Annotated in this window: 20 protein-coding genes; all 20 read right to left on the bottom strand. The window is 41.4% G+C overall.

The genetic code is table 11. The features are described from left to right. Positions 1-14: 14 nt before the first annotated feature. Positions 15-794, bottom strand: coding sequence for a DUF4097 family beta strand repeat-containing protein (locus tag ACRRMM_RS16070; protein WP_231493302.1), 780 nt, complete (start codon positions 792-794; stop codon positions 15-17). Positions 795-800: 6 nt separating this feature from the next. Beyond that, positions 801-1472: a hypothetical protein gene (locus tag ACRRMM_RS16075; protein ID WP_035390630.1), complete on the bottom strand. Its 672-nt coding sequence runs from the start codon at positions 1470-1472 to the stop codon at positions 801-803. Between the two features lie 28 nt (positions 1473-1500). Next, positions 1501-2133, bottom strand: coding sequence for a TetR/AcrR family transcriptional regulator (locus ACRRMM_RS16080; protein WP_035390631.1), 633 nt, complete (start codon positions 2131-2133; stop codon positions 1501-1503). A 129-nt stretch (positions 2134-2262) separates the two neighbouring features. Further along, positions 2263-3153: a helix-turn-helix domain-containing protein gene (locus tag ACRRMM_RS16085; RefSeq protein ID WP_035390632.1), complete on the bottom strand. Its 891-nt coding sequence runs from the start codon at positions 3151-3153 to the stop codon at positions 2263-2265. A 93-nt stretch (positions 3154-3246) separates the two neighbouring features. Next, on the bottom strand, positions 3247-4191 hold the full coding sequence (locus ACRRMM_RS16090; RefSeq protein WP_052321025.1) for an alpha/beta fold hydrolase: 945 nt from the start codon (positions 4189-4191) through the stop codon (positions 3247-3249). Between the two features lie 55 nt (positions 4192-4246). Continuing rightward, complete coding sequence (locus ACRRMM_RS16095; protein WP_017358704.1) at positions 4247-4546, bottom strand: hypothetical protein; 300 nt, start codon at positions 4544-4546, stop codon at positions 4247-4249. Further along, complete coding sequence (locus ACRRMM_RS16100; protein ID WP_017358703.1) at positions 4543-4761, bottom strand: helix-turn-helix transcriptional regulator; 219 nt, start codon at positions 4759-4761, stop codon at positions 4543-4545. The genes ACRRMM_RS16095 and ACRRMM_RS16100 overlap by 4 nt, the downstream gene beginning before the upstream one ends. A 184-nt stretch (positions 4762-4945) precedes the next feature. Continuing rightward, positions 4946-5551, bottom strand: a complete 606-nt coding sequence (locus ACRRMM_RS16105) for an ABC-2 transporter permease (protein ID WP_046527284.1) — start codon at positions 5549-5551, stop codon at positions 4946-4948. Next, complete coding sequence (locus tag ACRRMM_RS16110; RefSeq protein WP_048002317.1) at positions 5535-6410, bottom strand: ABC transporter ATP-binding protein; 876 nt, start codon at positions 6408-6410, stop codon at positions 5535-5537. Before ACRRMM_RS16110 ends, ACRRMM_RS16105 begins: the two co-directional genes overlap by 17 nt. 5 nt (positions 6411-6415) lie before the next feature. Beyond that, entirely contained in the window at positions 6416-6787 is a 372-nt protein-coding gene (locus ACRRMM_RS16115; protein WP_017366490.1) for a GntR family transcriptional regulator, read from the bottom strand. Positions 6788-6961: 174 nt separating this feature from the next. Further along, the gene (locus ACRRMM_RS16120) at positions 6962-8089 is read right to left on the bottom strand and encodes a DUF418 domain-containing protein (protein WP_017366489.1); all 1128 of its coding nucleotides are present in this window, start codon (positions 8087-8089) and stop codon (positions 6962-6964) included. Positions 8090-8241: 152 nt separating this feature from the next. Beyond that, a complete protein-coding gene (locus ACRRMM_RS16125; protein ID WP_017366488.1) occupies positions 8242-8433 on the bottom strand; it encodes a hypothetical protein in 192 nt (63 codons plus the stop codon). A 23-nt stretch (positions 8434-8456) separates the two neighbouring features. Continuing rightward, positions 8457-8876 carry a TlpA family protein disulfide reductase gene (locus ACRRMM_RS16130; RefSeq protein ID WP_098681033.1) on the bottom strand — a complete coding sequence of 140 codons (420 nt, stop codon included), beginning with the start codon at positions 8874-8876 and terminating at the stop codon, positions 8457-8459. Next, positions 8876-9391 (bottom strand): HEAT repeat domain-containing protein, encoded by a 516-nt coding sequence (locus tag ACRRMM_RS16135; RefSeq protein WP_008343915.1) that lies wholly within the window; start codon positions 9389-9391, stop codon positions 8876-8878. Before ACRRMM_RS16135 ends, ACRRMM_RS16130 begins: the two co-directional genes overlap by 1 nt. An 18-nt stretch (positions 9392-9409) precedes the next feature. Beyond that, complete coding sequence (skfF, locus tag ACRRMM_RS16140) at positions 9410-10831, bottom strand: sporulation killing factor system integral membrane protein (RefSeq protein WP_008343916.1); 1422 nt, start codon at positions 10829-10831, stop codon at positions 9410-9412. After that, positions 10824-11546, bottom strand: a complete 723-nt coding sequence (locus ACRRMM_RS16145; protein ID WP_019744076.1) for an ABC transporter ATP-binding protein — start codon at positions 11544-11546, stop codon at positions 10824-10826. Before ACRRMM_RS16145 ends, skfF begins: the two co-directional genes overlap by 8 nt. Before the next feature lie 217 nt (positions 11547-11763). Next, positions 11764-12162 carry a RidA family protein gene (locus ACRRMM_RS16150; RefSeq protein WP_039169392.1) on the bottom strand — a complete coding sequence of 133 codons (399 nt, stop codon included), beginning with the start codon at positions 12160-12162 and terminating at the stop codon, positions 11764-11766. A gap of 126 nt (positions 12163-12288) precedes the next feature. Next, positions 12289-12801: a PadR family transcriptional regulator gene (locus tag ACRRMM_RS16155; protein ID WP_007498534.1), complete on the bottom strand. Its 513-nt coding sequence runs from the start codon at positions 12799-12801 to the stop codon at positions 12289-12291. A gap of 5 nt (positions 12802-12806) precedes the next feature. Next, on the bottom strand, positions 12807-15272 hold the full coding sequence (locus ACRRMM_RS16160) for an FtsX-like permease family protein (RefSeq protein WP_428828744.1): 2466 nt from the start codon (positions 15270-15272) through the stop codon (positions 12807-12809). Continuing rightward, positions 15241-15960: an ABC transporter ATP-binding protein gene (locus ACRRMM_RS16165; protein ID WP_047946097.1), complete on the bottom strand. Its 720-nt coding sequence runs from the start codon at positions 15958-15960 to the stop codon at positions 15241-15243. The genes ACRRMM_RS16160 and ACRRMM_RS16165 overlap by 32 nt, the downstream gene beginning before the upstream one ends. Between the last annotated feature and the right edge of the window lie 51 nt (positions 15961-16011).

Consider the following 16011-nt stretch of genomic DNA (forward strand, 5'->3'; position numbering starts at 1 on the left):
GGATCATCATCGCTTCAATGACCATCACTTAATAGAAAAGAACCTCCCCTTATATCGACCTCAAAGCTTTTCCCTCCATTTTTATAAACCATTCTATCCTGATCATCAACACAAGGAAAGTCATTGTGAAAAGTACCTGATCTTTTCTTCACATAACAAATAAATCCATCATTTTCCGGAATTGCCACTTTGACAGATGATCCAGTTGACGTCGATTTGAGCGAATGCAACATGGCCTTTGAATGTATCTGTACCCTTCTGCCTATTAAATTCAGATCAATATCTGAAAAAGCACCTACCATCTCCACTTTTGACGAAGTAGTACGCAGGCTCAATGTCTGCGTGTTGAGCTGTTGACTAGAGATAAGTCCACCCACTGTCTGCAAGCGCAGATGCTTGATTTCTCCCGTGAACATGGACTTTCCAGAAATCAATTGGCAGTCAGCCTCCTTCACCTTCAGTCCATCCAAGAATAGATTTGCTCCTTTACAATGAATAGACAAGGACTGTAACTGTGCCTGAGGGAGGTAAATCTCCAAATTCGTTTGATGAAGATGAAGCCCCAAGCTGATCGCTCGTTTTCTTTTATCTTGAATGACTAGCCTGCCTTCCTGCACTTGATGATGCAGTAAATACCGATGGGGGAATACATGATTGGTGGTCTGCTTCATCAATAAATAAGGATGATCATGGTGATAAAGGCGAACATCTCCCACCAGCCAGTTTAACGAAAGTTCCGTTATTGCTTCTTCAATTTGAACCGTATGCTTCACATGTCTCCACCCTTTTCCCATCATGAATTACCTCGTTTGCAGCCGGCCGATGCGGCTCCACAATTCCAAGATCACAATGAGGATTGCTGCAATCATCACTCCTGACAGGATGAGGTTCATTTGATCATTGCCATAAATGGCGAGCGATACATTTCCTAAAACAGCACATAAAACAATGGCAGTCAGGACGGTCATCAAAACAGATTTCTTGCTCAACCCTATTCTCATCGCCATCATGCCAATCGCTTGAACACAAACAATCAACATAAAGAATGTTTTCATCAATTGAAACAGAGAACCTGCCGTCAGCGTATCGTGAACAATAGGGAAAAACAATTCAGTCACACTAAACACAACAAACGAAGGAATGATACTACACATCATCGCAAACGTTGAAAGGCACACCATCCATATCATATGAGAAAGGAATCTCACTGAATTGGATGTGCGTTCCTGATAAACAGTCTTGCCTACACGCCAATACAGCATAGCTGTGATGATAGAAAAAAAGATCATCCATACTGTACTCGTTAACAAATAAATATTCGTATATTGCTGAAAACCCGGTTCGCGTTCAATTTTTGCAGCAAACGCAATAAAATAGATGAATACTAGCAGCACAATACTCGCGATGAAACTAGCTTGAATATACTGCTTCATGTGGCCTTTTCTTAGCTCAACCTTCATAAAATGAATCATACGTCATCCTCCTATCAGTTGGCATTCTTTATCTTTCGGGCAGATCATACCCGCCAATTTCAGCATAGTGCGCTGTCACCTTTTGAATAAATAGATCACTCACAATATCCACGCCAAGACCCTTCATCATCTGCTTTAAAAAACACAAACGCTGGACCGTTTCTTCATGATTGCGGACAAACAAGGTGGGATTCAACCATATATTCACAAGAAGCAAAAATACTTCTGCCACTTCACCAGGAAACGCAGTTTCCATCGAACCATCCTCAATCCCTTCAATGATTAACTGTTTGATTCTCACAGCATCCTGATTGACACCTGTCTTCATGCCTTCAATCACAAATTGCGGATTTTTCATCTGATCAACCAAGATCCCATCAATCGAATGAGACTGAGGGTCTGCCACAAGCTGCTCCAGGATAAGCTGCAGCTTCTCTTTCGCATGAGCTGCCTCCGTATGCTCAATTAACTCCTCAAGCTTCTCGGTTGCATAACGAAACTGCCGATCCATCACGCCGCGTAATATATCATCCTTCGATTTAAAATGATGATATATAGCCCCTTTAGACATATTCAATTCATGGATAATATCTTGCAAACTTGTCTTTTCAAATCCCTTTTCCTGAAACAACTTTGTCGACACGTCCAAAATTTGCTGCATCGTCTTTTCTGGATACTTATTTCGCGCCAGTTCAAACGCCCCCTTTTACATACCGACCGACGGTATGTTTATTTATATTTTTCATTATAAACGGTTCATGCAGATTTGTATACAACAAAAAAAGACCGCTCACACGGTCTCCTCAAGCTCAAAATGCAAATTCATCGGCACATCTGGCAGAGCCGAAGCCTCCGCCATATTTGTCGTAGGTGTTTTCTCATTCACTTCCTCAAATCGAAAACCGTCAGCCCAGACTGTTCCATGACCGCTGAGCAGCACTCCAAAATGAATGGATTCACTGCGCGTAGGAACATCTAATACGATCGCATATTGATTCCATTCCGTAGAATCTGTCACAGGTCGATTCTGCATATTATCAAACTGCACCGTATCACCCTTTCCGTCATCTACCCGCATCCAAATTCCTGCTGAAGATACATTCTCTGTTTTCAAGAAAGCAGAAAGCTTCAACCGCTTGCCTACATACTCTTTTGCTTGAAACCCTTGCATCATCGTCGCAAACTGTCCTTCTTGTACGCCTTCTTTAGATGATAAAACACCTGATTGCTTTCCCGTATGGAACTCTGCTGTATCAACACCCATCTCATACATATGCGGATGTGAACCACTCAAACCCCAGCCAGGTACTGCTTCATGTAATGTCATCGAATCTTCCTCCTTTTTCATTTGCATGTCTCTCATCATCGACCTGTACATTCCGGGAGGTAAGGAATACAGATGCTTAAAAGCACGCGTAAAGGCTTCCTGCGATTGGAATTGTAACGAAAAAGCGATGTCTAAAATCCCCTGATCCGTATACAAAAGAAGCTGTGCAGCCGTAGCCAATCTTCGTTTCCGCACATATTCCCCCATCGACAGCCCGGTTTCTCGTTTAAACACACGCAGCAAATGAAAATGTGAATATCCTACTTTCTCAGGCACCTGTCTCAGCGACAGCTCATCCATCAAATGCGACTCCAAATAAGAAATCACCTCTTGCGTCACCCGACTATACATCATTTCCCTCACCTCTTCTTGATCATAAAACAAATCAGTTCACTCGTTTTGATCAAAATTGCGATGTTTCATCTGTCCAGCTGAGGAGGAAAACCGCTAACGTGAGCGCTCGTTGTTCGATAGAAACTCCCTCACATCATCTGCGATTTCTTTTGATTTCGTATGATGCAAATAATGGCCGCCTTTGAAAGTAACGACTTTTCCGTGGTCTACATGTTTCAGCAGCTCTTCATGCATTGGTTTCCAGCTTGGTGTTTCTTCCTCCGTTTGATCCGCTAGGTAGAAAACAACAGGGAGACGCTTAGGAAAATGTAAACGCTCTGCATTTTTAAAGTTATTTGTGAAATTTTCCGCCTCACTCGCTTGGCTTTCATTCAAGAAATTTCGGAAGGTCAGCATTTTGATTTGATCTTTCGTTTGTTGATCCACGTTAGGCATCACCAGTTGATCTGTTTTCACTTTCAATAACAATCTGTAAAAGCCAGATTGATTGAGCAGCTGCAAGCTAGAAACCGGCAATTCATCCGTTTCCTGTTTAGGAACACTCGTATCAATGCCGACAAAGGCTTGGACTTCTTTTTCGTATTGATTCACATATTCTAATCCATAAATGCCAGCAATCGAATGACCCATCAGCGTATATTTTTTAATGTTGAGTTTTTGCAAACATTCATGAATCTCATCCACAATGTTTTGACTTGTCCTTGCTTTATCTGTGTCGTCACTTAAACCATAACCAAACGGTTCAATTACAACAACTCTATAATATGGCGATAACTCCTTGACTAACGGTTTAAAATCAAGCACGGGTGAAGCAGTTCCATAGCCTGGGAGAAGGACAATCGTTTCTTTCCCATCGCCTTGAATGAGCACATTCATCTGCTTCCCATCCACCAAGACCTTTTGCCCATAAGCTTCTATTTTCCCCTGTTCTCTTTCCTTACTAATTAGATTAACAACATAAACACTGGCTACAAATACAACCAAGACAGTCAGAATGGTACATAGAGCAATCAGCATTATTTTCAGTAATTTTTTCAATATTTTTTCTTCCCTTCATGATGAAGTACCCTAGCTTGCATCCGCAGATGAAAGATTAGTATTTTCTTTCACAATAGATAATGCCAATTGTATTTGCGCAAACACTTGATACATACATAAACGTAATCGCTATATAAAACCATTCTGTTGGAGATGATAATTCATGAACAAAAGCTTGAACGACAGCAACCAATATATAGGCTAATGCCACACCTACAATTGAAAAACTTCCAGCTTTCGCTAAAATAAATTGACCCCGTTCATCCTGTTTATATTCACGGCTTTTCTTAAATTGAAAGACCGTACTTAAGATAGAAAGGATAATCAGAGAATAAAGTATGATCGTTGTCATCATCGCTGTTGTTCCTCCTTGTCGACCTCTTGAAAAACGTCATATAAATCAACTTCAAATGTTCTCGCAATTTGAAATGCTAGTTTTAAAGACAAAGAATATTTACCATTTTCAATCGCTGCCACAGTTTGACGAGTCACACCTAACTTCTCTGCCAAATCCTTTTGTGTCCAGTCTTTTTCTGCCCGTAATACTTTCATTCTATTTTTAATTTCCATTTCAGATTCCTTTCTTAAAGGATGTTTTATTTAACATTATGTTAAAAATAATTAACATTATGTTAAATAACAATAACCTGTTTTCTACTGGATGTCAATTTCACCGGATGCAAAAAAGAATCATCCATTTTGAAAGGCCTACCTCAAAATGAATGATTCTCTATAAATGATGTGATCATCTGATTTAAAACACTTTCCTCTGGTAAATCGCAGTAGAAAGCCCCCAAGATAGCAAGTAAATAAGCATAATCAGCACAACGGACCCAGTGTATAAAATAGGGATTGATAAATTCATTATAAAATCAGTGATCCCACTGAATTGCTCTGCTAAATAGATCACAACAGGTGGCCCCATAGCAGATAAAATGATAAAGCCAATAATCACTGCCGTTGTGATATAGCCAGGCTTTAAGATATAAAACAATGGAAATGTGCACGCCGCAAACAATAAAAATAGCCCGCTACCAATCGCAATATCGGTCATCGAAAATAGCTTCCCAAAACTAATGAAAGCAGCACTTGTCAGCCCAATCGAAAGGATCATATAAACAACAGCACCTAAATAACGTGATGCAATGATTTCCTTGCGGGTATACGGCAAAGAATTTAATAGAATATTCGTTTCTGCCTTCTCATCGTACGCATATGTGTTAAATGGAATGAAGACACTAGCAACTAGAAACGTCAATACCGGATGTACATCCATGAAAATAAAAAATAAGATAAACGGAAGAAAAATCATCAGTTGCTTCTTTTGCAAAATCACATCACGTTTAATTAAATGAAACATGCTCCACCCCGCCTTTCATGTAAAACATAATATCCTCCAATGATGGCCGTTCAATGACAACAGCATCCCCGAAAATAGCTTTCACACCTTCTATACGATCTGTTAATGCCTCAAATCCTACTGCTGTTCGCTGAATATGGACAAAGGCTTTTTCAGTGTCTCGATCAAGCAAATCCAGACTTCCTTTCACCAGCGCATAATTCTCCGCTACATCATGAATCGACTGCTGAAAGATGAGCTGCCCATTTTGAATAAACGCAATATAATCCGCAATCCGGTCTAAATCTGTTGTCATATGAGTCGAGAAAAAGATCGTCCGATTCCCATCAATCATCAATTCTTGTAACGTACTTAGCAGCTCTCTTCTAAATACCGGATCTAAACCAGCAGTCGGTTCATCCATGATAATCAGCTCTGCATGATGCGATAGCGCAATCGCAAGCGATGCCTTCATCTGCATTCCTTTTGAAAATGTTTTAATCGCTTTATGAAGCGGCAGGCCAAACTGTTCAATATATTGATAAAATAGTCTATCATCCCAGCGTTTATAGGCAGGTGCCACAATACGTTTGATGTCCTTTAAGTTCAGCCCTGGAAAAAACACATTGGCGTCGTAAACAAACCCGATTCGTTCCTTTATTTCTTTTTCATGCGTGTGATAATCTAATCCAAAAATCTTGACTTCACCCGCATCCGGCCTTAATAGATTCATGATCATTTTGATGGTGGTTGACTTACCGGCACCATTTTCCCCAATAAACCCTGTGACAAAGCCTTTCTTCACTTGTAAGTTCAGATCCTGAACGGCAAAGTCCTTGAAACGTTTTGACACGTCTTTGAATTCAATCACATGTTCCACCTATCTCACTCCTCATATAAGAACTTTAATAACTGCTGCAATTCATCAAAAGATAAGCCTAATTCCTTGCCGTTTGTAACAACCGCTCCAAGCTGTTCCTCAATCACCTTCAATTTTTTCTCTCTCATGACCTCTAGGTTTTGCTCGGCAACAAACGATCCCTTCCCTACAATCGAATAAATAAATCCTGCCTTCTCTAACTCTTCATATGCACGTTTTGTTGTGATGACGCTGATTTGTAAATCCTTCGCCAGCTTTCGGATAGACGGCAGGGCCGCACCTTCTGCAAGCTCCCCCGTTAAGATCAACGATTTGATTTGCGTCGTAATTTGCTCATAGATAGGCTCCTTAGAATGATTAGAAATCGTAATTTGCATATAAAAAACCTCTTTTTTCTGTACTGGTATTCGCAATGAAATATTGTATATACTCTATATATACATTATATACACACTAAAAAAATATTCAACTCCTTTTATGAACTTTTTTGAATGCGATCCAAATAAAAAACCGCACAGCTCTTCAGCCATGCGGTTCCTCAACAAATCAATTTATCTCCAATATACCCATTTTCCCATAAGCCATTCCACAGGCCCTCTTCTCCATTTTTTCAAATAGAGATAGCTGATGAAGAGCTGTGCTGTGTAAAGTCCGACAGCAAGCAGCAATCCAAACATTGAGCCCATTTGTCCAAATAAACCAAGTCCGTAAGAATAGAAAATCGTTGTACAAATAATAGATTGAGCCAAATAGTTTGATAAAGACAATCGGCCCAGTCCTGCAAGCAGACGTTTCAATCCTTGTGCAACCTTTGAATAGTAAAAGACAATAAAAGCTTGAATATAACCGATCGTCAGGACATAGGCTCCTAACGTCATCACCATTTCACTCCAAGGGGCATCAATAAACGTCGCACATTTTAAAGCGAGCCCGATCAAAATCATCCAGATCCAGCCTTTACGATACGCCATTCCTCGATCTTCTTCTGTCAGATGACCTTTTTTCCCAATGGCCATGCCAAGCAGTGCAAATGGCCCCACCATGATCGTACCGAATAGAAAACCTAAGATCGGCATCAACGTAATGGTCACGATCGCCATAATAATGGTCACAATCATCATATCGTCTTCAATCGTCACCCGGCTCAATAAAATATCACCGTATGCACCCTTCGCATACACATCCGTTAACAAATCATCATTTCCATAAACAAAGGTCATCAGATATGGTAAAACCACTAATGACAAAGCACCTAACACACCTGACCAAATCAGCATTGTTTTGATCCGGCTGCTCAAAAACATCATCAAGAAAAACGTACATGCTCCATAATATAAGAGAATATCACCATTCCAAATGAATATGTAATGCAGCATCCCAAGCACAATAAGACCAAAGCCGCGGCGAACGACGATAGCATTCGTATTCAACCCCTTTGCCTTTGTGGATTCAATCAACTTGATAAAAGAATACCCAAACAAAAAGGAGAAAATCGGATAAAATGACCCCTGGAACAAGATCTCCGTCACATATACCCCAAACTCCTGTCCCCATATGCTCGGATCAAACATCTTCTCAAAATCATAATCATATTGAAAATTAAGCATATTCACAATCAAAATACCTAATAAACTAAAACCACGTAAACTATCAATAAACTCAACCCTAGATCCCTTCAACACGACAGCTCCTTCGGAAAATATAAAAATAAAGCATATTTATCCTACCACACTTTTAAAAAATTGGATCTCATCCCCATGTGAAAAATCATGTTTTAAGGTAAATTTAATAAAAAAACCTAGAATTTATATTCTAGGTAACCTACTTATGATTAATGACTCTTTTCATCCTTCCAAAGCACACGCTTCACATAAAACAAAATCCCCAATCCAAACAAAATCAACGGCAACTCCCAGTCTGCAGAAACCGGCAGCCATGTCAACATCATGAGAATCAGCAAAACAGCTCCCACACCTGCATAAAAGACCACCGTTTTTTTTAATTCTTGGTTTGATTGAAACAAAACGCTCTCCTCCATAACTCTAATTATGATCGTTTTTCTAGTTTTTTTAATATTTTTTCCCAGCCGGTATCTCCCATTTTCCGATCAATTAATTGTCCCTCTTTATCTATGAGGCAAAAACTTGGCAATCCTTGAATTTTATATTTTGTGACAATCTCATAATCTTGATCCAACACAATGGGAGCAATGAGATTCTTTTCCTCTGCATATTTCGAAACAACCTCTATCGATTTTTCTTCTTCCGTATATGGAACATGGACACAGGTTAAATGGATACTCAACTGATCCACACTATGTAGAATGTGGTCGGTTAATTCTTCATAATGCGGACAGTTAACTGACCAAAAATAAAGAAGCTGAGTATGCTCTTCAGGTAAACACCGCTGATGTGAAGAATGAATCCAAGGAAGGTGCTCAGGCCATTTAAGTATTTGCGTTTCCACTACTCATCCCCCTTTTCTTTTAATTGAAAAGCGATGATTTTTCCTAGTGCCTCTTCTGCGGCAAAAGGGGCCACATTTCCTGATGGATTCTCTTGTTCCTGTTTTAGGCACTCGTACATATTTTTTTCGATTTTTGATGGGTCAATCCAAGAGATGCACCACGATGCCCAAAAACAAGTAGGACCCTCATAACGCTTTGCCAAAGACAGAAGAAATGGCAAACTAGGCTGACCAATTCTCATGAGTGAGATCGCAGCCGCCATTCTTGTCTCCTCTTCTTCACTTTCTAACAGTTTAGCAAGAGCTTCTGCTGCATCCCCTGCATCTGCTCCAAATTCACCAAGAACCGCTGCTGCAATATTCCGCAAAGAACCCTCTTCTTTTAAGGCTTCAACAAGCACTGGCACTGCCTCTTTTCCTGATTTCCTTAATTCCCCCATGGCTTGAACGATTGTTACTTCATTCGTATTGACTAAACGTTGAACCGATTGGGATAGCTTATCTTCTGGTTTCATGACAATCAACTCCTCTTTTTAATGAGTCCCACGGCATCGATAACACATCACATAACATACACATCCAGCAAATACACATGTCATCGTTGTAAACCAGCCATTAGTGAACAGATGAATCCCAATGATGACTGCAGCACTTATGACAGATCCGATGAGCAATGATCGATAATAGATGCCCAAAGAAAGACTCGCTTCTCGTCTCAAAGGCTGCGTAAAGGCAAAGAGCCGAATGGTCAAAAACCAAATATAAACCCCTACCCCATAAATGGCCCAATACAATACATCATGAATCTCTAACAAGATAAGAGAAACCAAGTAGACACCATACAACCAAAAGGTTTGAAACACTTCCAATAGAAGAATTTTTTGATATAAAGCACCCGGAAAAAGATACAGCATTCCCGTTTGCCCGTGTCTTACAATCCCCGCGTAATATGAACTGAGCAGGACAGATGCACCAATGACCAGAAAGAATAGAGTCAACCAATTTGAAAAATAAGAACTGACGACATAATAAGTACCGATCAACAGCATGGTGGATAACAGGTGGAAGGTAGCATACTTTTTAATCATCAATATTTCTAGCCAAAGGAAAGCCCAGATGCCCGTTAATGTTGAAAGCCCCCACCACGTCTTGCTTTTCTTTGGACTTATTGGATTTGCATGAACCTGTTTCCCCTCAAATTCCTCCCAAAATGCCGCCTCTTTGACTAACGACTCCATCATCTCTATACGATGACTCGACCTGTACATCATCATGAAAGATAAAATCATCATTCCAAGTAATATCAATACAGAAATGAATGAAAACTCCACTATCATGCGTCCGACTTGATACATAAAAGAAGCAGATATCTCCATCATTGACGACTGTTTCAATATCAATTGATTCATAATAAGCAATGAAAGACAACCAAACATCAGTATAAAACCAATGAAGAGCACTCGCTTATATACTTGAATGGTTCTTGCACAAGATACCGCAATCATCCATGTTTCGATCATACATAACAGCGCTGTTAACAGGAGTGATTTACCAAGTAGAAAAAAGTACTGCTTCGTTAAACAAAGAAGGAGGATATCAGCCATCACAGCAGAAACAATGAGAAGAGCACATCGCCAAAAAATGTGATATACCCATACACTCATCACAACCGTCCATAAGGAAGCACCACTTCCATACAACCACATGATATCGTTCATCTGACTAGGCAATCGATTCGAAAACAAACCAAAGCCAGTATAAAGAACAAATAAAACGACAATGAACCATCCAGCTGTACTCGCATTCCAATCGCCCATACTTGAGACTGCGCTCAGCTGAAAACCAATGGCAGCAATCATAAGCAGCAAGATCAAAAAGGGCATTTTCTTTTCTTGATTTTTACTGATCAAGCGCCTTTGGGATTTCATCCATAAAAGGGAAAGCGTGTTATTCACTAGACCACTCCCCTAGAAGTTGAATGACTTCTGCCCGCCACTTCATTTGTTCTTCCTGCCGCTTAGGAACAGCGATACTTTTCATGATGGCACCGTCTCGAATCAATATCACCCTACTAGCCGTATCAAGAACAAACTCTAGACTATGAGTGGACACAAGAACCGAACCACCTTGAAGGCTCTTCTGTATCAGCCAATCTGACAGCCATTGTTTTGAAGGAATGTCTAACCCAACAGTCGGCTCATCTAAAATAAAAAGGGAGGCATCTTGCACAATGGCCCCTGCTAAGACGACACGCTGTTTTTGACCTCTTGAAAGCCTTCCGCACAATTCGTTCATCTTCATTTCGATATGTACTTCTTTCAACGCCTCAAATACCTTTTCTTTGATCTGTTTTAAACCTTTATGATAGCCTCTTGCACGGAATTGAACATGTTCAGCAACCGTTAAATCTGGGTACAAATATGGCTGATCTGGAATAAGAGCTACTTGTTTTTGGACATGGGAATGACCAGGAGGAAATCCCTCTATGAGTATTTCCCCTTGATCAGGTTGATAGAGACCTGTTAAACATCGAATGGTTGTCGTCTTCCCCGCACCATTAGGCCCAAGCAGTGCCACAACCTCCCCTGCTTCAATAGAAAATGAAAGGCCCTCTATCCCATCACCATTGCTATATCGTTTGCTTACATTCTGAACCTCCATGAATGGCATCAAATCTCTCCCTTTTATTAGAGTGATGTATGCTGATCTATGGTGTTTTTACGGTGGAATGTAAATGTAATTAGACCCACTTATCATTTACCACAATATTACCATATTAGGTATAAAAGGGTAAGAGAATTATAATCATTTAAAATACTAAAAGATAACAAAACAAAAAAGATTGGGCATCAATCATCCCAACCTTTTATCTATTAAATAAACCAATTCAAACCGAATCCATATCCCGACAAGCCCAAGCATCCACCTCGACCTTTAAAGCAGGTGAAGCCAAAGCCACCACATAAATCATCGTCATACAAGGCAGGTGATCCCCTAAAAACTGACCCATGATTCGTTTTCTACTCTCGGCATCAAACTCCCCTACTAAATAGAACACAAGCTTCGTTATATCTTCCACTTTCATATCTGCCGCTTCTACATTGCGTTTTACATTCTCTAACGCTAGCTCGAGCTGTTCCATCGGGCTCGCTGGGATGGTCCCATCGACTTCCATCCCCACTTGTCCTGATAAGGTTAACCACCGCTGCGGCCCTGTTGTCTCTATTTGATGGATGTACGGTGCAACTGGCGCATGAATGGTCTCAGGATTACGTGATGTTTTCATTGATCAAACCCCTTTTCTGAAAATACAATCAATTTCCACCTATCATACCAAACTTTCTTCCCATCCTACCTGCATATGCTCCGAACGAAGCCAAAAAAAAGACCTTTCTTCAAAAGAAAGACCTCTCTAAAATGATGACCCGCTCCGATGCTCAATTTGATGAATCCAATTCAAATCCGCCTCTAAATGAAGCAGCGTACCAGAAATCAATAAGTACCGACTCTCATCACCTTGCACAAGACATTCCGTTTTCAGCTTCGTGAGTTCCATCACATCTTTCATGATGACGGCTTTCTGCTGCTGAAGCATTTCTTTTTCTTGATGAAATCTGATTTTCCGTGCACAGCCCCATTTAAAGTGAAAATCATCCTTTGCAGCATGATATGGAACAGGTGCCAACAGCCATGATTCCAGCTCTTGTCTGCCTTCTTCCGTCACGTCGTACAGCTTTCGATCTTGGTCATCTATTCCCACTGCTGTCACCAATTGATCACGAATTAACCGATCAAGCGTCGTGTAGATTTGACCCGGGTTGATTTTTCCTTTTATTCCGAGCAATGACTCCAGCTCTAGCTTTAATTCATATCCATGATGTTGCTGCTGACAGAGCGATGTTAAAATTCCGTATTTCACTGACATATGATTTAACCTTCTTTGAGAGATGATATCATCTCTATTTTACTCGCTGTCGCACTAGAAATCCATGAAGCCGCTAAACTGAGTGCAATTCCTGCGATCACTGCCAGCAGTAGATGCACAGGCGGCAATTGGAATGAAACAAATCCACCCAGCCAATCAGATTGGCTTGAGATATATAGAAGAATCACACCAAATAAAATGCCGCCAATCACACCTGATAACCCAATGAGCACACCTTCTCCGACGATCATTTTTCTCACCTGCTGCTTTGTCAGCCCAAGCGCCCGCATGGTGCCAATCTCAGATGTGCGTTCAAGCGTGTTCATCAGCAGAGTATTGGCTGTTCCAATGCTCGCGAGCCCAATAATGAAAATGAGCATCATAGAAATTAACTCGTTCATACCAGTTAAAGCCGATGTCGTTGATTCAATCTCATCCTCTACTGTTTTCACCTTTGAAAGCCGCTGCCCAAAGTCTTCCCATAGCTGATCTCGTAAAGACTCACCGGCACCTTTGTCTTTTAACGTAAGCAGGATATCAAGAGGCTGCGCCCACCCTAAATCCTCTTGTAAAAATGTCTGATCGACAAATGCCACATAACCCGAATGATGAGAAGTCTTGACCACATCAATGACTTGTAACTGTTGCCGGCCAGAAGGTGCATTGAGATACACACTCTCTCCAATACGCCCACCCCATTCATCAAACGCACGCTCTCCTAACACGATAGAAGGCGTTTCTGATAATCGTTGATACAAATCGCCTTTATTGTCACCTTCTATAAAAGACGGTCCCTTTTCCTCTACGCCGATCAGAGAAAATTGTCTTTTCTCTCCATCAGCCGTTTCCCATGTCAAAGGAGCCGCTTCCATCATCGGTTCCACCCGTTCAACAGCCTCATAGGATGACAGCTTTTCTTGATCCGCTTTCGTCCATGGCGCTTCAGAAGTAACCCTGAGATCACCGCCGTACGTTTGACGAATCTCTCTTTCGTAGCCGTCTGGAGCCGATTCAATGACCGCACTTAAAAGCAAGATCACAGCAATCCCAACAGCTAGAATCGCCGCCGTATTGGCATTTCGATTCAGTTGCTGCGTGACATGCTGCGAGGATAGATGGCCCGGGTAACCAAAGATAAACTTCAAAAGAGGCGCCAACAACCGGTTCATAAAGAGCAGAAAAAACGGGAATAACAGAACCATGCTGGCTAAAATGCCAAGATAAGCAGCCGGATGATCCACCCATATGAATGAAAGCAAGCCTATCCCTATCACCGCCCTAATGACCGATCGTTTTTTCGGTGCAGAAGTTTGGGTAGTGGATTTTAAAGTCAGCAGCACAGACGTTTTTCCTGCATGGTAGATCGGAAATAACGAAAACAGCACAGGGAACACAATACCAACGATCACAGCTATTACAACAGGCACTTGCCAATCTAACGAATACACCATATCAAAAGCGAACACACCAAGCAGTGTTTGCATGAACACATCTCCAAGCCAAACGCCAATCGGCACCCCAATGGCTGTTCCAATACATGCCAAGATCAAAACCTCAATCAACATCAGCTTAGAAACAGAGCCCTGCGTATAACCAAAGCTCTTCATAATCGCAAATTCCTTTTTCCGTTCCATCACACTCGTATAAATCATATTAAACACGATAAAACCGCTCATAAACATCGACAGCCCTGCGATGAGGTAAAAGAACGTGTACAACCCGCCAATGTCATTACTTTGCCGGTCATCCGCCACCACAGGCTGGACAAAAACATCGGCATCCTTGAACTCTTTCTGTAAAGATTGAAAGAGCTGCTCTCCGCCATCATTCGTCTGAAATCTCATATAAGAAAGCTGATGATCGAGTCCCGTCCAGTCTCTCAATAAATCAAGCGGCGCCATCACACGAAAACTCGATGATTCTGCACCCTCCCAGTCACTCGGACTTGAAAGCAGCTGTGTATATTCCACAATGGCAGATACCTTCGCTTCGCCCAAATCAGAAAAACGAATGGTATCTCCCACTTTTTTATTCAGCAGCTTCGCCACAACATCTGGTATGACCAACCCCTGATTATCCAAACGCCCTTCAATCACAGGCAGCTTCAGTAAAGAGCTCGTTTGATCTTGTACTCCGGTAATTCGTACCGCCCGTTGGTTAAGAGAGTGATCACCTTCTACATCAAAAAACGTCTGTTTATCCAGCGCTAATAATGATCCTGTCACATCAGGATGCTTTAAAATGGATGAGATCTGTTCCTCATCATACGTATGATCATCACTCAACACCCAATAATCTGCATCAGCGACATACATTTGCTCATAGTAATGAAACACATCATTTGTCGTTCGATCGGCAATGAGCATCGACGTGACAAAAGCAATCCCCACCATGATGCCTAAGACAGAAATGGCGAACCGCTTTTTATGCTGAATCATGTTACGCCATGAAATTCGCCACATACTGAGCATAATCATCATCCTTTCTAGAGATCACTTGATCAATAACACCGTCTTTAAAAAGGATGATTCGATCCGCAAATCCTGCTGCGAAAATATCATGCGTCACCATGATAATCGTCTGCTTGCTTTCTCGATTGAACTTGCACATTAACGCCAAAATATCCTCCGCTCTATGCCGGTCCAAGTTCCCCGTCGGCTCATCTGCTAACAGCACTGACGGCTGATTGACTAGAGCTCTTGCAATCGCTACACGCTGCTGCTGCCCGCCGCTCAGCAAACTAGCCCGTTTCCGCCCAAGTCCATTCAAGCCAACAGCCTCTAACAGCTCTACAACCGTCTGTTGATTCTCCTTTGTTAAACGTCCATCTGCATGCAGCGGAAACGCCACATTTTCTTCGACAGTTAACGTAGGCAGCAGCTGATAATTTTGAAACACAAACCCTATCTGTTTTCGGCGAAAAATCGTTCTCTCTTTCTCATTCATCTCACTCAACTGATGCTCATCTATCAAAATCTCTCCATCAGTAGGCAGATCAAGCCCGCCTAACAGCTGAAGTAATGTACTTTTTCCAGAACCACTCGGTCCCATCACCGCTACAAACTCCCCTTCTTCTACCGTCAAATCAACGCCCCTCAACACCTCAGTCCGCTCCTGGCCTTGAAAGAATTCCTTCTTCACATGCTTGATCTGAATCATCTGCAAACTCCTCCCATCCCTTTACGGAGTAATTATATACTAAGTATATAT

Source organism: Bacillus sp. XT-4, from assembly GCF_050864245.1.
In the GTDB taxonomy this organism is placed as follows: Bacteria; Bacillota; Bacilli; order Bacillales; family Bacillaceae; genus Bacillus; species Bacillus altitudinis.